The 19,812-nt window shown below is 58.5% G+C and carries 18 protein-coding genes and 1 pseudogene; 13 read left to right on the top strand and 6 right to left on the bottom strand.

Annotated features, from left to right (window positions below; translation table 11 throughout):
• On the top strand, nucleotides 1-1,186 hold a 1,186-nt coding region (fruA, locus tag ERD80_RS14340), incomplete at its 5' end, for a PTS fructose transporter subunit IIBC (protein WP_136547352.1).
• 69 nt (nucleotides 1,187-1,255) lie between these two features.
• Here the strand turns inward: fruA and nfo are convergent.
• Together nfo and ERD80_RS14330 are read right to left on the bottom strand one after the other, a co-directional pair.
• Entirely contained in the window at nucleotides 1,256-2,101 is an 846-nt protein-coding gene (gene nfo / locus ERD80_RS14335; protein ID WP_136547350.1) for a deoxyribonuclease IV, read from the bottom strand.
• 56 nt (nucleotides 2,102-2,157) lie between these two features.
• Nucleotides 2,158-3,204: a YeiH family putative sulfate export transporter gene (locus ERD80_RS14330; RefSeq protein ID WP_136547348.1), complete on the bottom strand. Its 1,047-nt coding sequence runs from the start codon at nucleotides 3,202-3,204 to the stop codon at nucleotides 2,158-2,160.
• Between the two features lie 106 nt (nucleotides 3,205-3,310).
• On the opposite strand from ERD80_RS14330, the gene ERD80_RS14325 reads away from it, so the two are divergent.
• The 5 genes from ERD80_RS14325 to ERD80_RS14305 all read left to right on the top strand — a co-directional run bounded on the left by ERD80_RS14325 (nucleotide 3,311) and on the right by ERD80_RS14305 (nucleotide 8,197).
• Nucleotides 3,311-3,688 (top strand): YkvA family protein, encoded by a 378-nt coding sequence (locus ERD80_RS14325; protein ID WP_058757253.1) that lies wholly within the window; start codon nucleotides 3,311-3,313, stop codon nucleotides 3,686-3,688.
• A gap of 9 nt (nucleotides 3,689-3,697) precedes the next feature.
• Nucleotides 3,698-4,564 carry a DNA-binding transcriptional regulator YeiE gene (gene yieE, locus ERD80_RS14320; protein WP_136547346.1) on the top strand — a complete coding sequence of 289 codons (867 nt, stop codon included), beginning with the start codon at nucleotides 3,698-3,700 and terminating at the stop codon, nucleotides 4,562-4,564.
• Between the two features lie 136 nt (nucleotides 4,565-4,700).
• Entirely contained in the window at nucleotides 4,701-6,167 is a 1,467-nt protein-coding gene (locus tag ERD80_RS14315) for an amino acid permease (protein WP_021509272.1), read from the top strand.
• A 162-nt stretch (nucleotides 6,168-6,329) separates the two neighbouring features.
• Nucleotides 6,330-7,409, top strand: coding sequence for an iron ABC transporter permease (locus tag ERD80_RS14310; protein ID WP_058757255.1), 1,080 nt, complete (start codon nucleotides 6,330-6,332; stop codon nucleotides 7,407-7,409).
• Complete coding sequence (locus tag ERD80_RS14305) at nucleotides 7,409-8,197, top strand: ABC transporter ATP-binding protein (RefSeq protein ID WP_136547344.1); 789 nt, start codon at nucleotides 7,409-7,411, stop codon at nucleotides 8,195-8,197. Before ERD80_RS14310 ends, ERD80_RS14305 begins: the two co-directional genes overlap by 1 nt.
• 47 nt (nucleotides 8,198-8,244) lie before the next feature.
• On the opposite strand, the gene fghA is transcribed toward ERD80_RS14305, so the two are convergent.
• From fghA to ERD80_RS14290, 3 genes are read right to left on the bottom strand one after another with little or no spacing between them, the layout of a single operon-like run.
• Nucleotides 8,245-9,087, bottom strand: a complete 843-nt coding sequence (gene fghA / locus ERD80_RS14300; RefSeq protein WP_021509275.1) for an S-formylglutathione hydrolase — start codon at nucleotides 9,085-9,087, stop codon at nucleotides 8,245-8,247.
• Between the two features lie 12 nt (nucleotides 9,088-9,099).
• On the bottom strand, nucleotides 9,100-10,224 hold the full coding sequence (locus ERD80_RS14295; RefSeq protein ID WP_021509276.1) for an S-(hydroxymethyl)glutathione dehydrogenase/class III alcohol dehydrogenase: 1,125 nt from the start codon (nucleotides 10,222-10,224) through the stop codon (nucleotides 9,100-9,102).
• Between the two features lie 45 nt (nucleotides 10,225-10,269).
• Nucleotides 10,270-11,181, bottom strand: a complete 912-nt coding sequence (locus ERD80_RS14290) for a LysR family transcriptional regulator (RefSeq protein WP_058757258.1) — start codon at nucleotides 11,179-11,181, stop codon at nucleotides 10,270-10,272.
• A 103-nt stretch (nucleotides 11,182-11,284) separates the two neighbouring features.
• Between ERD80_RS14290 and ERD80_RS14285 the strand changes: the two genes are divergently transcribed.
• From ERD80_RS14285 to mglC, 7 genes are all read left to right on the top strand, one after another.
• The gene (locus ERD80_RS14285) at nucleotides 11,285-12,415 is read left to right on the top strand and encodes a YbfB/YjiJ family MFS transporter (protein WP_132465091.1); all 1,131 of its coding nucleotides are present in this window, start codon (nucleotides 11,285-11,287) and stop codon (nucleotides 12,413-12,415) included.
• A 124-nt stretch (nucleotides 12,416-12,539) separates the two neighbouring features.
• Complete coding sequence (gene folE / locus ERD80_RS14280; protein WP_021509279.1) at nucleotides 12,540-13,205, top strand: GTP cyclohydrolase I FolE; 666 nt, start codon at nucleotides 12,540-12,542, stop codon at nucleotides 13,203-13,205.
• A gap of 54 nt (nucleotides 13,206-13,259) precedes the next feature.
• Entirely contained in the window at nucleotides 13,260-14,420 is a 1,161-nt protein-coding gene (yeiB, locus tag ERD80_RS14275) for a DUF418 domain-containing protein YeiB (protein ID WP_136547342.1), read from the top strand.
• A 141-nt stretch (nucleotides 14,421-14,561) separates the two neighbouring features.
• Nucleotides 14,562-15,602, top strand: a complete 1,041-nt coding sequence (gene galS, locus ERD80_RS14270) for an HTH-type transcriptional regulator GalS (protein ID WP_021509281.1) — start codon at nucleotides 14,562-14,564, stop codon at nucleotides 15,600-15,602.
• Nucleotides 15,603-15,911: 309 nt separating this feature from the next.
• A complete protein-coding gene (gene mglB, locus ERD80_RS14265) occupies nucleotides 15,912-16,907 on the top strand; it encodes a galactose/glucose ABC transporter substrate-binding protein MglB (protein WP_021509282.1) in 996 nt (331 codons plus the stop codon).
• Nucleotides 16,908-16,978: 71 nt separating this feature from the next.
• Nucleotides 16,979-18,499 carry a galactose/methyl galactoside ABC transporter ATP-binding protein MglA gene (mglA, locus tag ERD80_RS14260; RefSeq protein ID WP_021509283.1) on the top strand — a complete coding sequence of 507 codons (1,521 nt, stop codon included), beginning with the start codon at nucleotides 16,979-16,981 and terminating at the stop codon, nucleotides 18,497-18,499.
• Nucleotides 18,500-18,517: 18 nt separating this feature from the next.
• Nucleotides 18,518-19,528 (top strand): galactose/methyl galactoside ABC transporter permease MglC, encoded by a 1,011-nt coding sequence (gene mglC / locus ERD80_RS14255; protein ID WP_021509284.1) that lies wholly within the window; start codon nucleotides 18,518-18,520, stop codon nucleotides 19,526-19,528.
• Between the two features lie 190 nt (nucleotides 19,529-19,718).
• Here mglC and ERD80_RS14250 read toward each other — a convergent pair.
• A pseudogene (locus tag ERD80_RS14250) lies at nucleotides 19,719-19,812 on the bottom strand (outer membrane permeability protein SanA); the annotation flags it as partial.

Raw genomic sequence — 19,812 nt, 5'->3', positions numbered from 1 at the left:
CGACGTTGACCTGGCGAAATTTGCCGGCAAGCCGATGTACCGCACCTCCACCAGTCTGGCGCTGAAGAAAACCGCACAGGAGCTGGATAAAGCGCAGGCGGAAGCCAAAGTCTGGCAGCCTTCCGGCAACCAGGCGGCAGCCAGCCAGAGCGACAGCAAAGAGAAAGCCGGTGCCTATCGGCATCTGCTGACCGGCGTATCTTATATGCTGCCGATGGTGGTCGCCGGCGGTCTGAGCATTGCGCTGTCATTCGCCTTTGGGATTACCGCGTTTAAAGAGCAGGGCACCTTAGCCGCGGCGCTGATGCAGATCGGTGGCGGCAGCGCCTTTGCGCTGATGGTGCCGGTGCTGGCGGGCTTTATCGCCTTCTCGATTGCTGACCGTCCGGGCCTGACGCCGGGTCTGATTGGCGGCATGATCGCCACCAGCATCAACGCCGGTTTCCTTGGCGGCATCATCGCCGGTTTCATCGCCGGTTACGCCGCGAAACTGCTGAGCAGCAAAGTGAAGCTGCCGCAAAGTATGGAAGCGCTGAAGCCGATTCTGATCATTCCGCTGGTGGCCAGTCTGATTACCGGCCTGCTGATGATTTACGTGGTAGGCAAACCGGTTGCTGGCATCATGAGCGGCCTGACCAGCTGGCTGGCGAACATGGGCACTGCTAACGCGGTCCTGCTGGGCGCGATTCTGGGCGGCATGATGTGTACCGACATGGGCGGTCCGGTGAACAAAGTGGCTTACGCGTTTGGTGTTGGTCTGCTGAGTTCGCAAACCTACGCGCCGATGGCCGCGATCATGGCGGCCGGTATGGTGCCACCGCTGGCGATGGGGCTGGCAACGCTGGTAGCGCGTCGTAAGTTCAATAAAGGTCAGCAGGAGGGCGGTAAAGCCGCGCTGGTACTCGGCCTGTGCTTTATCTCCGAAGGTGCCATTCCGTTTGCGGCGCGTGATCCGATGCGCGTGCTGCCATGCTGTATCGTGGGTGGCGCAGTGACCGGTGCGATCTCCATGGCGATGGGTGCCAAACTGATGGCGCCGCACGGCGGGCTGTTCGTCCTGCTGATTCCAGGCGCCATTACGCCGGTGCTGGGTTACCTGCTGGCGATTGTGATTGGTACGCTGATTGCGGGTCTGGGCTATGCGATTCTGAAACGTCCGGAAGAGGAACTGGCCAAAGCCGCGTAACGGCAGCCAGGAACAACAAAGGGAGCCGCGGCTCCCTTTTTTATTGACGACAGGCCCCGGTGAAACCCGTTACGCCTGCTGCTCGGCCTTCAGCCAGGCAATTTCATCCTTCCAGATATCCGGATTGATGGTTTCGAGAATCATCGGGATACCGTCAAAACGCGCATCCTTCATCAGCCAGCTAAACGCGGTCTTGCCAATGTTGCCCTCGCCGAGGCTGTGATGGCGATCCACGCGGCTGCCGAGCGTGCTTTTGGCATCGTTCAGGTGCATACCGCGCAGATACTGAAAGCCCACCACGCGCTCAAACTCGGCAAAGGTGGCTTCACAGGCAGCTTGGCTGCGTAAATCATATCCGCCAGCGAAGGCGTGGCAGGTGTCGATGCATACGCCGACGCGCGATTTATCCTCGACGTGGTCAATAATCGCCGCGAGGTGTTCAAAGCGGAAACCGAGGTTGCTGCCCTGGCCGGCGGTATTCTCAATCACTGCTACCACGTTGTGGGTTTTATCCAGCGCAATGTTGATCGACTCGGCGATGCGCTTCAGGCAGGCATCTTCATCAATCTGCTGCAGGTGGCTGCCGGGATGGAAGTTGAGCAGCGTCAGACCAAGCTGTTCGGCGCGCTGCATCTCATCGATAAACGCCTCGCGCGATTTCTCCAGCGCGTCCATCACCGGGTGGCCGAGGTTAATCAGATAGCTGTCGTGCGGCAGGATTTGCGCGGCGCTAAAGTTGTATTGATCGCAGGCGGTTTTAAAAGCGTCGATCACCTGCGCAGAGAGCGGCGCGGCTTTCCACTGGCGCTGATTTTTAGTGAACAGCGCAAAGGCTGTGGCTTCGATTTCATGGGCACGGATCACTGCCTGGTCTACGCCGCCGGATGCGCTTACGTGTGCGCCGATATATTTCATGCCGCTCTCCTGAATGGGCGATTGCTGATGCAAAACGCCCATGATAGCGGATGCGCTTACGCCATGAAATGTTGCACCAGCACATTCAGTGCGCCGCCGCCGAGAATCAGCCAGATAAACATCAGCAGACCAAGCAGCAGCGGTTTGACGCCCGCCTGCTTCAGCGCGCCGAAACGGGTGGTTAAGCCCAGCGCCGCCATCGCCATCGCCAGCAGCAGATTCGCCAGCTGATTCAGTCCCGCTACCACCGGCGGTGGCAGCAGATGCAGCGAGTTAAACAGCGCCACCACAATAAACAACAGGGCAAACCACGGAAAGCGGATCGGCTGCTGTGCCTGACGCTGGTGGCTGCGCTGGCGCTGCAGCCAGCTGCCGAGGATCAGCAGAAACGGTGCCAGCATCATCACCCGCAGCATCTTGGCGATCACCGCCGTGTTCTCCGTTTCCGCGCCCATTGCATGGCCGGCCGCCACCACCTGCGCCACTTCGTGCAGCGTCGAGCCGGTAAAGACGCCAAAGTGCTGCGCGCTGACCTGCGGCAGCAGCGTCCAGAGAAACGGGTACAGCACAATGCCGACGGTGCCAAACAGCACCACGGTGGCCACCGCGACCGCCACTTTCGACGGTGCGGCTTTGATCACCGGTTCACTTGCCAGCACCGCTGCCGCACCGCAAATGCTGCTGCCGGCACCAATCAGCCACACGGTTTCGCGATCCATTTTCAGTAAACGCATGCCGATCAGGCAGGTGATCAGAAAGGTTGAGCTCAGCACCAGCACATCAATCAGCACGCCGCTGACGCCGACATCGGCGATCTGCTGCACGGTGATACGGAAGCCGTAAAGAATGATGCCGAGGCGCAGCAGTCGCTGTTTGGCCAGCAGCACCCCGCTGTCGCACGGGGTCGCAACGCGGGGATACAGGCTATTACCCAGCACGATGCCGATAATGATGGCCAGCGTCAGCGCGCCGAATCCCGCGCCAGCCAGCCACGGCTGACTGGCCAGCCACGCGGCACCTGCGGCGATGGCGGCGGTCAGCAGCAGTCCCGGCAGCCAGCGATGAATATGAAAAGGGGTTTTGTTGACGCTTAGTTCAGCCATAATACGCTTCTCCTCAGTGAGGCTTTAGCGTGCGCCTGGCTGGCTTAAAAGTGAAATTGATAATATATTTATAATCAACCGGAATAAGTGATAAGGAAGGGCAACAATGTTCATGCGCTTGCGCCGCTGGGCGAAGCTCATCAAACGGGACGTGCTGACGCTGTGGTTTGCCTGTCGCGATCCGCGTACGCCGTGGTGGTTTAAGCTGCTGGCGTTTGGCATCGTCGCTTATGCGCTCAGCCCCATCGATCTGATTCCGGACTTCATCCCGATTATTGGCCTGCTGGATGACGCGATTATCATCCCGCTTGGCGTGATGATCCTGCTGCGTCTGCTGCCGCGCGACGTGCGCATCAGCAGCGCCGAACGCGCCGAGGTGCAACGGGCGCGCGGCAAAAAGATCGTCAGCTGGAGCGGCCTGATTCTGATGCTGCTGATCTGGCTGGCGGTGGTGATCTATCTGGTGAAACGGTACGCCATGTAAGGAGCACGCATGCACATTACGCTGCGTCAGATTGAAGTGTTTACCGAGGTGCTGAAAAGCGGCTCCACCACTCAGGCCTCGCAGGTGCTGGCGCTGTCGCAGTCGGCGGTCAGCGCGGCCCTGGCCGATCTGGAAAGTCAGCTCGGCGTGCAGCTGTTTGACCGCGTCGGCAAACGGCTGGTGCTCAACGAGCACGGCCGGCTGCTCTATCCACGTGCGGTCGGGCTGCTGGAGCAGGCGATTGAGATCGAACAGCTGTTTAAAGAGGACAACGGAGCGATTCGCCTGTTTGCCAGCAGCACCATCGGCAACTATCTGCTGCCGGGGATGATCGCCGCGTATCGCCGTGATTTTCCCACGCTGCCGCTGGAGCTGAGCGTCGGCAACAGCCAGGACGCCATCAATGCGGTGGCCGATTTTCGCGTCGACATTGGCCTGATTGAAGGGCCGTGCCATGAGCCGGATATCATCAGCGAACCGTGGCTGGAAGATGAACTGGTGGTGTTCGCCGCGCCGGATGCGCCGCTGTTACAGCAGCCAGTGACGCTGGATACGCTGGCCGCTGCGCCGTGGATCCTGCGCGAGCGCGGTTCCGGTACGCGTGAGATTGTCGATTACCTGCTGCTGTCGCACCTGCCGCAGTTTCAGCTGGGGATGGAGTTGGGCAACTCGGAGGCGATTAAACACGCGGTGCGCCACGGCATGGGCATCAGCTGCTTATCGCGCCGGGTGATTACCGATTTGCTGGAGGCGGGCACGCTGACGGAAGTCCCGGTGCCCCTGCCGCGCCTGACGCGCACCCTGTATCGCATCCATCACCGGCAGAAACATCTGTCGAAAGCGCTGAGCCGCTTCCTCGCCTATTGCCGGGAATAGCCGCAGTCTCCCCTGTGCTGTGGCTAATAATTCCCGGCCGATTATGAAGGTAACTAATAACCCGAGGCGAATGCTATACAGTGCAGGCTTTGCTGCTACAATCGCGCCTTATTTTTATCCAGCATAGCGTTTACACATGCATAATGACTCAAAAACAACACAACAACCTGGGCTGCGCCGTGAATTAAAAGCGCGCCATCTCACCATGATCGCCATTGGCGGTTCCATCGGCACCGGCCTGTTTGTCGCCTCGGGTGCCACTATCTCTCAGGCGGGTCCTGGCGGTGCGTTACTCTCCTACGCGCTGATCGGCCTGATGGTCTACTTCCTGATGACCAGTCTCGGCGAACTGGCGGCGTTTATGCCGGTCTCCGGTTCCTTTGCCACCTACGGCGCTAAATATGTCGAAGAGGGCTTTGGCTTCGCGCTGGGCTGGAACTACTGGTACAACTGGGCGGTGACCATCGCCGTTGACCTCGTCGCCTCACAGCTGGTGATGAACTACTGGTTCCCGGACACGCCGGGCTGGATCTGGAGCGCGCTGTTCCTCGGTCTGATGTTCCTGCTCAACTACATTTCGGTTAAAGGCTTCGGCGAGGCGGAATACTGGTTCTCGCTGATCAAAGTCGCCACCGTCATTATCTTTATTGTGGTCGGTGTGCTGATGATTACCGGCATCCTGCGCGGCGCAGAAAATGCTGGCTGGCACAACTGGACGGTGGGAGATGCGCCGTTTGCCGGCGGGTTTGCGGCGATGATTGGCGTGGCGATGATTGTCGGCTTCTCTTTCCAGGGCACCGAACTGATCGGGATTGCCGCCGGTGAATCAGAAGACCCGGCGAAGAATATCCCGCGCGCGGTGCGCCAGGTGTTCTGGCGCATTCTGCTGTTCTATGTGTTCGCGATCCTGATCATCAGCCTGATTCTGCCGTATACCGATCCACAGCTGCTGCATAACGATGTCACCGATATCAGCGTCAGCCCGTTCACGCTGGTGTTCCAGAATGCCGGTCTGCTGTCCGCAGCGGCGGTGATGAACGCGGTGATCCTGACGGCGGTGCTGTCGGCGGGTAACTCCGGCATGTACGCCTCAACGCGTATGCTGTTTAACCTGGCGCAGGAAGGCAAGGCACCGCGCATTTTTGCGAAACTGTCGAAAGGCGGCGTACCGCGCAATGCCCTGCTGGCGACCACGGTGGTGGCAGCGCTGTGCTTCCTGACCTCGAAATTTGGCAATCAGGAAGTGTACCTGTGGCTGCTGAATACGTCAGGGATGACCGGCTTTATCGCCTGGCTCGGCATTGCTATCAGCCATTATCGCTTCCGCCGCGGCTATGTGGCGCAGGGGCTGAATCTGGCCGATCTGCCTTACCGCTCCGGCTTCTTCCCGCTGGGTCCGATGTTTGCGTTCGCGCTGTGTCTGATCATTACGCTGGGGCAGAATTATCAGGCATTCCTCGCCGATCGCATCGACTGGTACGGCGTAGCCGCAACCTATATCGGCATTCCGCTGTTCCTGGTGATCTGGCTGGGTTATAAGCTGACGCGCGGCACCCGCTTCGTAAAATACAGCGAGATGGAATTCCCCTCCTTTAAGCAGTAATGCCTGACAACGCGGCCCCGGCCGCGTTTTTTTTTGCGATTTATTACGCTATGCAAACCTGGCGCAAACCATTCGGGCTTTGTTACAGAGACAGCATTGATAATTATTATCACCTGCTCTATTGTGGCAGCCGTTATAAGGCGACAGGAAACAGGTAGAACAATGCGTAGTACGGACTCCGCGCTGGTGGCGGAACATGGCACCGAAGCCGATACCCTGACCCGTTATCGTCAGGTTCTGCGTCAGCGACTGCTGCTGATTGGTGTGCTGGTGCTGGCGATCCTCGCTTCAGTTATCCTCGATTTCACCCTTGGCCCGGCCGGCCTGACGCTCGACACGCTGTGGCAAACGCTGCTCCATCCCGCAGCGGTGGACGCCGGCACGCGCGTGATCGTCTGGGACATCCGTCTGCCGTATGCGCTGATGGCGGTGGTGGTCGGCTTCTCACTCGGCCTCGCCGGTGCTGAAATGCAGACCATCCTTAATAACCCGCTGGCCAGCCCGTTTACGCTCGGCGTCTCGTCGGCAGCGGCGTTTGGTGCCGCGCTGGCAATCATTCTCGGCATCGGTATTCCCGGCGTGCCGGATCAGTGGCTGATCTCCGCCAATGCCTTTGTCTTCGCCTTGTTTGCCGCGCTAATGCTGGATGGCATCACGCGCTGGACCAAAGTCTCAACCTCCGGCGTGGTGCTGTTTGGCATCGCGCTGGTGTTCACCTTTAACGCCCTGGTTTCGATGATGCAGTTCATCGCCAGCGAAGATACGCTGCAGGGCCTGGTGTTCTGGACCATGGGCAGTCTGGCGCGTGCCTCATGGGAAAAACTGGGCGTGTTGAGCGCCGCCTTTGCCATCCTGCTGCCGTTCTCGATGCTCAGCAGCTGGAAACTCACGGCGCTGCGCCTTGGTGAAGATCGCGCGGTGAGTTTCGGCATTGACGTGCGGCGGCTGCGGCTGGCGACGCTGCTGCGCATCAGCATTCTCTCGGCGCTGGCGGTGGCATTCGTCGGCCCGATCGGCTTTATCGGCCTGGTCGCGCCGCACATTGCGCGCATGATGTTTGGTGAAGATCACCGCTACTATCTGCCAGCCAGTGCGCTGACCGGCGCGCTGGTGCTGTCGCTGGCATCGGTGGCCTCGAAAAACCTCATTCCCGGCGTCATCATTCCGGTCGGCATCGTCACCTCGCTGGTGGGCGTGCCGTTCTTTCTCAGCATTATTCTGCGGCATCGGGGGACAGTGTGATGGAGCAGGGCTTACGCGTCAGCCACTTTTATGCCGGTTACCCGAAGCGGAACGTTATCGACGATCTCAATGTCACGCAGCTGCCACGCGGCAAAATCACCGTGCTGCTGGGGCCCAACGGCTGCGGCAAATCGACGCTGCTGCGCGCGCTGGCCGGTCTGAGCAAAGGGCAGGGCGAGCTGTGGCTCAATGGCGAAGAGCTGATGAGCCAGCCGTTTGCCCGGCGCGCGCAGCGCGTGGTCTATCTGCCGCAGACGCTGCCAGCCGGTGTGCATCTGCACGTGCTGGAGTCGATCATCGTGGCGCAGCGTGCCTCCGGTGGATTACACAGTGCGGCCAGTGAAGTGGAAATCATGCACCTGCTGGAGCAACTGGGCATTGCCCATCTGGCGATGCGCTACCTCGATCAGCTGTCCGGCGGCCAGAAGCAGCTGGTCGGGCTGGCGCAGTCGCTGATTCGCCGTCCGGAACTGCTGCTGCTGGATGAACCGCTCAGCGCGCTGGATTTGAATTATCAGTTCCACGTGATGGATTTGGTGCGGCGCGAAACCCGGCTGCGCAACATGGTGACGGTGGTGGTGGTGCATGACATCAATATCGCGCTGCGTCATGCCGATCACGCGCTGATGCTGAAGCAGGGGCAACTGCTGGCCGACGGTGTGCCGTCGCAGGTGATTACGCCGGAGACGCTGGCGCAGGTGTATGGCGTGCGCGGCCGCATTGAGCACTGCTCACAGGGCATGCCGCAGGTAATGATTGATGGGCTGGTGGCGGAATCGCTGGCCTGACGCCAGACACGTTCTGCCCCTCAGCATCAGAGGGGCAGAAAAGTGCACTACGCCAGTAAATGCTGCGCGTGGAACCGCAGATGGTCCTCCACAAAGCTGGCGATAAAGAAGTAGCTGTGGTCATACCCCGGCTGGATACGCAGCTCCAGCGGGAAGTTCTGCTCGCGCGCCACTGCTTCCAGCCGCTCCGGGCGTAGCTGATCGGCGAGGAACTGATCGCTATCGCCCTGATCGATCAGCACCGGCAGGCGATGTTCAGCGTTCTGCATTAGCAGGCAGCTATCCCACTCGCGCCACGTCTGGCGATCGTCGCCCAGATAGGCGGCAAAGGCTTTCTGTCCCCACGGCACTTCGGTCGGATTGACGATTGGCGCAAACGCGGACGCCGACGCAAAGCGCCCGCCGAGGCGCAGCGCCAGCACCAGCGCGCCGTGGCCGCCCATCGAATGCCCCATTACCGACTGGCGATCGCTCAGCTTGAAGTTATCCGCCACCAGTGCCGGCAGCTCCTCGCTGAGATAATCGAACATGCGATAATGTGCCGCCCACGGTTGCTGCGTGGCGTTGAGATAAAACCCGGCACCCTGGCCCAGATCGTACCCGCTGTCATTGGCCACTGCATCGCCGCGCGGGCTGGTGTCCGGCATAATCAGCACCAGACCGAGTTCGGCCGCCACGCGCTGCGCACCGGCTTTGGTGGTGAAGTTCTCATCGTTGCAGGTCAACCCGGCGAGAAACCACACCACCGGCGGTGGCGCGTCGTCGCGCGGCGGTGGCAGAAAAATGCTGAACGTCATCGGGCAGTTGAGCACGGCGGACTGATGACGCCAGCGCTGCTGCCAGCCGCCAAAAATACGGTGTTCTTCCAGCAGCTCCAGAGTGGATGCCATATCGCCTCCTGCTTACTTATTAAAATGCACCACGGAACGGATCGATTTGCCTTCATGCATCAGCTCAAATGCCTCGTTGATCTCTTCCAGCGGCATGGTGTGGGTGATGAAATCATTCAGCGCAAACTTACCGTCGAGGTAATCCTGCACGATGCCCGGCAGCTGAGTGCGTCCTTTCACGCCGCCAAACGCCGACCCGCGCCATACGCGACCGGTAACCAGCTGGAATGGTCGGGTAGATATCTCTTCGCCTGCACCGGCAACGCCAATAATCACTGATTCGCCCCAGCCTTTATGGCAGCACTCCAGCGCGGAACGCATCACGTTGACGTTACCGATACACTCAAACGAGAAGTCCACGCCGCCGTCGGTCATCTCGACGATAACCTCCTGAATTGGCTTAGCAAAATCTTTCGGATTAACCAGGTCGGTTGCGCCCAGTTTGCGCGCCAGGTCAAACTTGCTGGTGTTGATATCAATACCGATGATGCGACCGGCCTTCGCCATTTTCGCCCCAATGATCGCCGACAGGCCAATACCGCCAAGGCCGAAAATCGCCACGGTGTCGCCTTCTTTCACTTTGGCGGTATTCATCACCGCGCCCATGCCGGTGGTCACGCCACAGCCGAGCAGGCACACTTCTTCCAGCGGCGCTTCTTTGCTGATTTTCGCCAGGGAGATTTCCGGTACGACGGTGTACTCAGAGAAGGTCGAGGTGCCCATGTAATGGAAGATTGGCTTGCCGTCTTTGAAGAAGCGGGTGGTGCCGTCGGGCATCAGCCCTTTGCCCTGTGTGGTGCGGATTGCCTGACACAGGTTGGTTTTGCCGGAGAGACAGAATTTACACTTGCCGCACTCTGGCGTGTACAGCGGGATCACGTGATCGCCGACCGCTACGCTGGTAACGCCTTCGCCCACCGCTTCAACCACGCCGCCACCTTCGTGACCGAGGATCGCCGGGAATACGCCTTCCGGATCTTTACCTGACAGGGTGTAAGCATCGGTATGGCACACGCCGGTGGCAACGATACGCACCAGCACTTCCCCTTTCTGTGGCGGCATCAGATCCACTTCTTCAATCTTCAGCGGTTCGCCAGCAGCCCAGGCCACGGCCGCGCGGGTTTTAATCATGTTCATGCAATCCCTCTTCCTGTGATGTCGTGATTGGATAAAAAATAACGCTTACTCAGCGGCCTGCAGCGGATGCAGCAGTTCATCGTTGAGCGGGCGGTCATCAAACATTTCAATAATCAGATACTTCAGCGCCTCAACGTTGGGCGTAAAGGCGTCGCGGCGCCACATCAGCCAGGTGGCCGTGTCGCGCCAGGTCGGCGGCAGGCTGTGCTGCTGCACGCGCGCGCGGGCTGGCATCTGCGCCAGCACCGAGGCGGGAATCATCGCCACGCCGCCGCCACCGGCTACGCAGGCGACCATGGCGTGATAAGACTGAATCTCCATAACGCTGTGCGGTGCGCTCTGGCTGTCGCGATACCAGGACTCCAGCCGGGTGCGGTACGAGCAGCTGTTGCCAAAGGCAAACAGCGTATCGCCCTGCGTATCGCGGGCGCTGTGAATCGGCGCGTGTTCGAGGCTGGTGATCAGCACCATCTCTTCACGAAAGGCGATGCAGCCATTCAGATCGTCATGACTGGCCGGACCGTCCACCAGCGCCGCCGCCAGCGTGCCGGCGCGCACTTTATCGATGATATCGCCTGAGGTGCCGGTCACCAGCGACAGCGCGACGTTGGGGAAGCGCTGATGATAGGCGGCCAGCAATCCCGGCAGGCGGGTGGCGGCGGTGCTCTCCATCGAACCGAAGGCAAAGTTACCACCGGGTTCACCGGCGCGCGCCATGTTCAGCGCCTCGTCGCTCAATGCCAGAATGCGCTGCGCATAATTGAGGAAATTGTGGCCCATCGGCGACAAACGAATGCGCTGCTTCTCACGAATAAACAGATCGACGCCGATTTCTTCTTCCAGCTGTCGCAGTCGCGTGGTGAGATTAGACGGCACGCGATGCAGCATTTCGGCGGCGCGCGCCAGTGAGCCGGTTTCGGCCACAGAACAGAACATGCGGAGCTGTACTAAATCCATATTCTCTTCTCGTAAACAACTTGGTTAATATTATTCACTTTTCGTGAGTCTAAACGTCATGCATGCTGCTGACAAGTGATAATCCAATCGATCCGGAGTCAGAATGGCGTGGCGAGTCGCGCTTAGCGCGTTTTTAAGTTTAGTGGTTGCAATGGGGATTGGGCGATTTGCGTTTACCCCGCAGGTGCCGCTGATGATTCACGACGGTCAGCTCACGCTCGCCAGTGCCAGCCTGGTCGCGGCGCTGAACTATCTCGGTTATCTGGCCGGATCGTTTGACGCGATGCGCGCGCAGCGGCGCGTGGAGTGGCGGCTGCAGCTGGGCGTCTGGGGTGCCGTCGCGCTGACGTTGCTGTCCGCCTGTATCAGCGGGCCGTGGCTGCATGCGGTGGTGCGTTTCCTGATCGGCGTCGCCAGCGGCTGGGCAATGGTGCTGGTGGCAGCATGGAGCAATGAGCAACTGCTGCACCACGGCCGGCCGGGCCTGTCGGCAGCGGTGTTTGCCGGTCCCGGCACCGGCATCTTCATCAGCGGCATGCTGGCGGTACTGCTGCACGCCAGCGGCGTGAGCGCGGCGTTTGCCTGGGCGGCGTACGGTGTGCTGGCGCTGCTGCTGATTGCCGCGATTGCGCGCTTCCTGCCGCGCAGCGGACAGCTGCATCGTCCGCAACAGGCCGCCGCACCGCTGCTGCTGACGCGTGACCTGAAGCGCCTGATCCTCAGCTACAGCCTCGCCGGCTTTGGCTATATTCTGCCCGCCACCTTCCTGTCGCAAATGGCGGCAGCGCGCTTCCCTGATAGCGCTTTTGCGCAGTTTGTCTGGCCGGTGTTTGGCGGCGCGGCGGTGATCGGCATCGTGCTGGGGATCGTGACGCGCCACTGGGGCAGCAGCCATCGGCGGCTGGCGCTGGTGCTGTGGGCGCAGGCGCTGGGCGTAATCGCGGCCATCGTACTGCCGGGCATCAACGGTCTGTTGCTGGCGGCGCTGCTGATTGGCGGCGGCTTTCTCTGCGTGGTGCAGCTGTCGCTGCAGTACAGCCGGGAGCTGGCGCCGCACCACGCGCGCTATCTCGCCGGCCTGCTCACGACCGGTTATGCCATCGGACAGCTCGGTGGGCCGCTGCTGTCCTGGATTTCCAGCCTGCTGTGGCACCGGCTCGATCCGGCGCTGTGGGTGGCCGGAGGCGGGTTGCTGCTGGCGGGGGCGCTGGTGATGCGGCGATCGCCCACCTGAAACGCTTTCATTTCCAATCGGATTGATTGCTGGATTAAGCGCGCGTTGTGTTTCACAATACGCGCTCAGAATTTCCCCCGCAGGCGCAGACCTGCGGGCGCATCACCTGCCGGAGAAGAGTACGATGAGCACCTTAAGTCAGGAAGCCGCCCTGGTTCACGAAGCACTGCTGGCGCGTGGCCTGGAAACGCCATTACGCGCCCCGGTGCGCGACATGGACGACGCGTCACGCAAGCGCGAGATCGCCGGCCACATGACCCAGATTATGCAGCTGCTGAATCTGGACCTGGAAGACGACAGCCTGATGGAGACGCCGCACCGCATCGCCAAGATGTACGTCGACGAAATCTTTTCAGGTCTGGATTACGCCAACTTCCCGAAAATCACCGTCATCGAAAACAAGATGAAGGTGGACGAAATGGTCACCGTGCGTGATATCACCCTGACCAGCACCTGTGAACACCACTTCGTGATCATCGACGGCAAAGCCACCGTGGCCTATATCCCTAAAGACAAGGTGATTGGCCTGTCGAAGATCAACCGTATCGTACAGTTCTTCGCCCAGCGTCCTCAGGTGCAGGAGCGTTTAACCCAGCAGGTGCTGGTGGCGCTGCAAACCCTGCTGGGCACCAATAACGTGGCGGTGTCGATCGATGCGGTGCACTACTGCGTGAAAGCGCGCGGCGTCAAAGATGCGACCAGCGCGACCACCACCACTTCACTCGGCGGATTGTTCAAATCGAGCCAGAACACGCGTCAGGAGTTTCTGCGCGCGGTACGCCACAGCTAAGCAGCGCGGGCGGCGTCGTTGTCGCCCGTGTTCCTCTCACCGTCAGGGCACTCGATGCAACGCTATCTCGCGCTGGATTTCATTCGTGGTTGCGCCATTCTCGGCATATTGCTGCTGAATATCGTCGGCTTTGGTCTGCCCTCGGCGGCCTATCTCAATCCGGCCTGGCAGGGTGAAGCCTCCGTTTCTGATGCCTGGACCTGGGCAATCATGGATGGCCTGGCGCAGCTAAAATTCCTGACGCTGTTTGCGCTGCTGTTTGGTGCCGGGCTGGCACTGCAGGTGCCGCGCGGCAGCCGCTGGATCTCCTCGCGCTTAACGCTGCTGGTCTTCATCGGGTTCATCCACGCGGTGTTCCTGTGGGAAGGCGACATCCTGCTGGATTATGGCCTGATTGGGTTGATTGTCTGGCGCATGCTGCGTGACGTGCCATCGGAGCGGGCGCTATTACATACCGGGGTGCTGCTCTATCTGGTGGGCTGTGCCGTGCTGCTGGTGTTTGGCATCATCTCCAGTCCGCAGCCGACGCGCTCATGGCTGCCGGGCGCGGCAGACTTGGAGTATGAGAGCTACTGGAAACTGGTCGGCGGCTGGGAAGCGGTGCAGAATCGCCTCGAGCACCTGTCATCCGGCCTGATGGCGCTGGCTTCGCAGTATGGCTGGCAGCTGGCCGGGCTGATGCTGATCGGTGCCGCGCTGATGCGCAGCGGCTGGCTCAGCGGCCAGTTTAGTCTGCAACACTACCGACGCGCGGCGGCGCTGTTACTGACCATCGGCTGGCTGATTGCCATACCCGGCGTGATGGCACAGTGGCTGCTACAGTGGGAATTTCGCTGGAGCGGCTTTTTCCTGCAGGTGCCACGCGATCTCGCCAGTCCGTTTATCAGCCTTGGCTACGCTGCGCTCTGTCTCGGTTACTGGCCGGCCATCGCCGCCACGCGGTTCAGTTACGCCATTCAGTGCGTCGGCCGCATGGCGCTGAGCAATTATCTGCTGCAGACGCTAATCTGCACCACGCTGTTCTACCGCTTCGATCTGTTCCTCAAATTTGACCGCCTGCAACTACTGGCCTTTGTACCAGCTATCTGGCTGGTCAATATTCTGTTCTCCGTGCTGTGGCTGCGCGTCTTCCCGCAGGGACCGATGGAGTGGCTCTGGCGCCGGCTGACGCAGCTCGCCGCCGGAAAAGCGGATAACGCGTCCGCCGGCAGATAATGATGTTCATCACAAAGGTTGCATAATTGTATGTAACCGTTTTCATCCGTGTGACGTAATTCACGCAGCTGTTTCCGATGCCCTGACAGAATAGCGCCGTTACGCGCCAGTCGCGCATTTTCTCCTCTGTGGAACAACTGCATGATAACGATTCGTGATGTCGCCCGTCAGGCCGGGGTTTCCGTTGCCACCGTGTCGCGGGTGCTCAATAACAGCAGTGCAGTCACCTCTGATACCCGCGAAGCCGTGCTGCAGGCGGTTGAATCGCTCGGCTACCGGCCGAATGCCAACGCGCAGGCGCTGGCGACCCAGGTGAGCGATACCATCGGCGTGGTGGTCATGGACGTTTCCGATCCCTTCTTTGGTGCGCTGGTTAAAGCGGTGGATACCGTGGCGCAGCGCATGCACAAGCATGTGCTCATCAGCAATTCGTGGCATCAGGAAGAGAAAGAACGCCATGCCATTGAGGTGCTGATCCGCCAGCGCTGCAACGCGCTGGTGGTGCACGCGAAAACGCTTACAGACGCGGAGCTGGCCCGGTTTATGGATCAGGTCCCCGGTATGGTCCTGATTAATCGTACTATTCCCGGTTACGAGCACCGCTGCGTCTGCCTCGATAATGTCACCGGGGCGCAGGTAGCGACGCGTATGCTGTTACAGCAGGGCCATCAGCGCATTGGATACCTCAGCTCCAGCCATCCGATTGAGGACGTGGCGCAGCGCCGCGACGGCTGGCTGCAGGCGCTGGCGGAGCAGGGCATCCGCCCGCCGGAGGGCTGGATTGCACATGCCGAACCGGACATGCAGGGCGGTGAAGCCGCGATGGTGGAACTGCTGGGGCGCAATCTGCACCTCACTGCGGTGTTCTCCTATAACGATGGCATGGCGGCCGGTGCGCTCACTGCGCTGAAAGATAACGGTATTCAGGTGCCGCAGCATTTCTCTGTCATCGGCTTCGATGATATCCCCATTTCCCGCTACACCGACCCGCAATTGACCACGGTACGCTATCCCATTGTTTCTATGGCGAAACTGGCGACTGAGCTGGCCCTGCAGGGCGCAGCAGGCACGCTCGATCCGCACGCCGCGCACTGCTTCATGCCTACGCTGGTGCGGCGCCATTCAGTGGCGCAGCGGCAAATTGTGGAGTCGGTCACTAATTCAGGCGATAGCGCCGTGTAACCGTTTCCAATCTGTGATTGTATTCACAGTTAATTAACATGGCGCTCACTATGATGGCAGCGTCTTACCGGACTGAAACATTATGTAACGCCGGGCTTTCCTTCCCCGGTCTGGTTTCAGTAGCCGATTGAAATGGTTCACAACACACTTCAGGAAGCGTTTACCTACAGGGAAGTCAGGATAGCGATGGTGGTCCGGCTTGGTAGCAGCGCCTGCCCCATAAAAAAATAGCGTTTCAACCGACTGCGCTGTCTGCCCGCAGGCAATACGGCGCGATGAAATACCCTGCATAAAAAAACCGGAGATACCATGAATAAGAAGGTTTTCACGCTCACAGCACTGGTTGCCAGCATGATGTTTGGTGCAACTGCGCACGCCGCCGATACCCGCATTGGCGTGACAATTTATAAATATGACGACAACTTCATGTCGATGGTGCGCAAAGACATCGAAAAAGAGGCGAAAGCCGTTGGCGGCATTCAGCTGCTGATGAACGACTCACAGAACGACCAATCCAAACAGAACGACCAGATTGACGTGCTGATGGCGAAAGGCGTGAAAGCGCTGGCTATCAACCTGGTGGATCCGGCTGCTGCGGCAGTGGTGATCGACAAAGCGCGCTCGAACGACGTGCCGGTGGTGTTCTTCAACAAAGAGCCTAACGCGAAAGTGCTGGCCAGCTACGACAAAGCTTACTATGTCGGTACCGACTCCAAAGAGTCCGGCATCAAGCAGGGTGAGCTGATCGAGAAACACTGGAAAGCCACGCCAGCCTGGGATCTGAACAAAGACGGTCAGATTCAGTTCGTGCTGCTGAAAGGTGAACCGGGCCATCCGGATGCCGAAGCGCGTACCAAATACGTTATCGAAACCCTAAACAAAGACGGCATCAAAACCCAGCAGCTGGCGATGGATACTGCAATGTGGGATACCGCGCAGGCGAAAGACAAAGTGGACGCCTGGCTGTCTGGCCCGAACGCCAACAAAATTGAAGTAATCATCGCGAACAACGATGCGATGGCGATGGGTGCGGTTGAAGCGCTGAAGGCGCACAACAAAACCAGCATTCCGGTATTTGGTGTTGACGCCCTGCCAGAAGCGCTGGCGCTGGTGAAATCCGGTGCGATGGCCGGTACCGTGCTGAACGATGCGGAAAACCAGGCGAAAGCCACGCTGGACATTGCTAACAACCTGGCCAATGGCAAAGAGCCAACCGCAGGTACCAACTTCAAGATGGATGGCAAAGTCGTACGCGTACCGTACGTACCGGTTGATAAAGAAAACCTGTCGCAGTTTGTGAAGTAATTCGTCCCGGGCGCGGCTTTTCTGCCGCGCCTTATTGCATCTGACCAACGCTTTTTTTAGCCAGGTAAATTATGGCCAGTGAGAATCCGACCACACAGCGAGAATATCTGCTGGAGATGACGAATGTCTCGAAATCATTTCCAGGGGTGAAAGCCTTAGATAATGTGAATTTAAAAGTGCGGCCGCACTCCGTCCATGCCTTAATGGGTGAAAACGGCGCCGGTAAATCCACTTTATTAAAATGCCTGTTTGGGATTTATAAAAAGGATACGGGGAGCATCCTGTTTCAGGGTGAGGAAATAGATTACAAATCCTCCAAAGAGGCGCTGGAAAATGGCGTTTCAATGGTGCATCAGGAATTAAATCTGGTGCTGCAGCGCAACGTGATGGACAACATGTGGCTGGGGCGCTATCCGCGCAAAGGTCCGTTTGTCGATCAGGATAAAATGTATCGTGATACCAAAGCGATCTTTGATGAATTAGATATTGATATCGATCCGCGTGATAAAGTCGCGACGCTTTCGGTATCGCAAATGCAGATGATTGAAATCGCCAAGGCGTTTTCCTATGACGCGAAAATCGTCATTATGGATGAGCCCACGTCATCGCTGACCGAAAAAGAAGTTAACCACCTGTTCACCATTATCCGTAAGCTGAAAGATCGCGGCTGCGGTATTGTTTATATTTCGCATAAAATGGAAGAGATTTTCCAGCTGTGCGATGAGATCACCATTCTGCGTGACGGCCAGTGGATTGCCACTCAGCCGCTGGAAGGGCTGGACATGGACAAGATCATCGCCATGATGGTCGGCCGTTCACTCAACCAGCGCTTCCCGGACAAAACTAACGTGCCGGGTGAAGTGATTCTTGAGGTGCGCAATCTGACCTCGCTGCGCCAGCCATCGATCCGTGATATCTCGTTTGACCTGCACAAAGGCGAGATTCTGGGGATTGCCGGCCTGGTGGGCGCCAAGCGTACTGACATTGTGGAAACCTTATTTGGTATCCGTGAGAAGTCGGGCGGCACCATTAAACTGCACGGTAAAGCGATTAATAACCACAGCGCCAACGAGGCCATCAACCATGGTTTTGCGCTGGTGACGGAAGAGCGGCGTTCCACCGGGATTTATGCCTACCTGGATATTGGCTTTAACTCGCTCATTTCTAATATCAAGAAATATAAATCCAGTATGGGTCTGCTGGATAATAAACGCATGAAAAGCGATACCCAGTGGGTCATTGATGCCATGCGGGTGAAAACGCCCGGCCATCATACCCAAATTGGATCGCTCTCCGGCGGTAACCAGCAAAAAGTCATTATTGGTCGCTGGTTATTGACGCAGCCGGAAATACTGATGCTTGATGAACCGACGCGCGGTATTGACGTCGGCGCTAAATTCGAGATTTATCAGCTGATCTCGGAGCTGGCGAAAAAAGAAAAGGGCATCATTATTATCTCTTCTGAAATGCCAGAGCTGCTGGGCATTACCGACCGTATTTTGGTAATGAGTAATGGTCAGGTAGCGGGCATTGTCGATACTAAAACGACCTCGCAGAATGAAATCCTGCGTTTAGCGTCATTACACCTTTAATGAAGCAAGGGCTTTAACATGAAAGCGACTACTAAAAAGAATGCGCTAACCTGGTTAAAAGAGGGCGGCATTTATGTTGTCCTGTTGGTACTGCTGGCGATTATTATTTTCCAGGATCCGACCTTTTTAAGCCTGATGAACCTGAGTAACATTCTGACTCAGTCATCGGTCCGTATTATTATCGCACTCGGCGTAGCCGGTCTGATCGTGACCCAGGGCACCGACCTGTCGGCAGGGCGCCAGGTGGGTCTGGCGGCGGTGGTGGCAGCAACGCTGCTGCAGTCGATGGATAACGCCAACAAGGTGTTCCCGCATCTGGAAACCGTGCCGATTCCGCTGGTGATTCTGACCGTGTGCATCATCGGTGGCGTGATTGGTCTGGTTAATGGCGTGATCATTGCTTACCTGAAGGTGACGCCGTTTATCACCACGCTGGGCACCATGATCATCGTTTACGGCATCAACTCGCTGTACTACGACTTCGTGGGCGCTTCACCGATTGCCGGATTTGACGCTGGCTTCTCGAAGTTTGCCCAGGGCTTCCTGCGCTTCGGCGACTTCAAGCTGTCGTTCATCACCTTCTATGCGATTATCGCTATCGTGTTCGTCTGGATCCTGTGGAATAAAACCCGCTTCGGCAAAAACATTTTTGCTATCGGCGGTAACCCGGAAGCGGCGAAAGTTTCTGGCGTTAACGTTCCGCTTAACCTGATCCTGGTGTATGCGCTGTCCGGCGTGTTCTATGCCTTCGGCGGGATGCTGGAAGCGGGCCGTATCGGCAGCGCCACTAACAACCTCGGCTTTATGTATGAGCTGGATGCGATTGCAGCCTGCGTGGTGGGCGGCGTGTCGTTCGCCGGCGGGGTAGGTACCGTCGCGGGTGTGGTGACCGGTGTGATCATCTTCACCGTCATCAACTACGGTCTGACCTACATCGGCGTGAACCCGTACTGGCAGTACATCATCAAGGGCGGCATCATCATCTTCGCCGTGGCGCTTGATTCGCTGAAATACGCGCGTAAGAAATAGCAGAGAACAAGGTCAACCATCAGGGCTGCGGCAACGCGGCCCTTTTTGTTTTTATTGCACAATAAGGATAGCGGTGAGACTTGCAGGGATGGCCGCTATTTTGTAGGGTGCGCATTGATGCGCACCGGCAGCATCGCCGCGATCCTGCTTAACTCGCCAACGTCAGATCCGGCTGCTGGCCTCTCGCCGATTATTTCCGCAGCTTCTCTTCCAGCTCGAGCAACTGTTCCGGTGTGACCGCCGGGTAGCTCTGCGCATCTTCCGGCACTTCATGCACCGCCGGA

The organism is Pantoea sp. R102, assembly GCF_004916815.1.
GTDB classification, from domain to species: Bacteria; Pseudomonadota; Gammaproteobacteria; order Enterobacterales; family Enterobacteriaceae; genus Pantoea; species Pantoea dispersa.
Note: the sequence above shows the minus strand (reverse complement) of the source record. Positions and strands in the feature narration are given on the sequence as shown.

Coding starts and splice junctions, on each gene's coding strand:
- nfo (WP_136547350.1), bottom strand. CDS start 2,101: ATGAAATATATCGGCGCACACGTAAGCGCATCCGGCGGCGTAGACCAG.
- ERD80_RS14330 (WP_136547348.1), bottom strand. CDS start 3,204: ATGGCTGAACTAAGCGTCAACAAAACCCCTTTTCATATTCATCGCTGG.
- ERD80_RS14325 (WP_058757253.1), top strand. CDS start 3,311: ATGTTCATGCGCTTGCGCCGCTGGGCGAAGCTCATCAAACGGGACGTG.
- yieE (WP_136547346.1), top strand. CDS start 3,698: ATGCACATTACGCTGCGTCAGATTGAAGTGTTTACCGAGGTGCTGAAA.
- ERD80_RS14315 (WP_021509272.1), top strand. CDS start 4,701: ATGCATAATGACTCAAAAACAACACAACAACCTGGGCTGCGCCGTGAA.
- ERD80_RS14310 (WP_058757255.1), top strand. CDS start 6,330: ATGCGTAGTACGGACTCCGCGCTGGTGGCGGAACATGGCACCGAAGCC.
- ERD80_RS14305 (WP_136547344.1), top strand. CDS start 7,409: ATGGAGCAGGGCTTACGCGTCAGCCACTTTTATGCCGGTTACCCGAAG.
- fghA (WP_021509275.1), bottom strand. CDS start 9,087: ATGGCATCCACTCTGGAGCTGCTGGAAGAACACCGTATTTTTGGCGGC.
- ERD80_RS14295 (WP_021509276.1), bottom strand. CDS start 10,224: ATGAACATGATTAAAACCCGCGCGGCCGTGGCCTGGGCTGCTGGCGAA.
- ERD80_RS14290 (WP_058757258.1), bottom strand. CDS start 11,181: ATGGATTTAGTACAGCTCCGCATGTTCTGTTCTGTGGCCGAAACCGGC.
- ERD80_RS14285 (WP_132465091.1), top strand. CDS start 11,285: ATGGCGTGGCGAGTCGCGCTTAGCGCGTTTTTAAGTTTAGTGGTTGCA.
- folE (WP_021509279.1), top strand. CDS start 12,540: ATGAGCACCTTAAGTCAGGAAGCCGCCCTGGTTCACGAAGCACTGCTG.
- yeiB (WP_136547342.1), top strand. CDS start 13,260: ATGCAACGCTATCTCGCGCTGGATTTCATTCGTGGTTGCGCCATTCTC.
- galS (WP_021509281.1), top strand. CDS start 14,562: ATGATAACGATTCGTGATGTCGCCCGTCAGGCCGGGGTTTCCGTTGCC.
- mglB (WP_021509282.1), top strand. CDS start 15,912: ATGAATAAGAAGGTTTTCACGCTCACAGCACTGGTTGCCAGCATGATG.
- mglA (WP_021509283.1), top strand. CDS start 16,979: ATGGCCAGTGAGAATCCGACCACACAGCGAGAATATCTGCTGGAGATG.
- mglC (WP_021509284.1), top strand. CDS start 18,518: ATGAAAGCGACTACTAAAAAGAATGCGCTAACCTGGTTAAAAGAGGGC.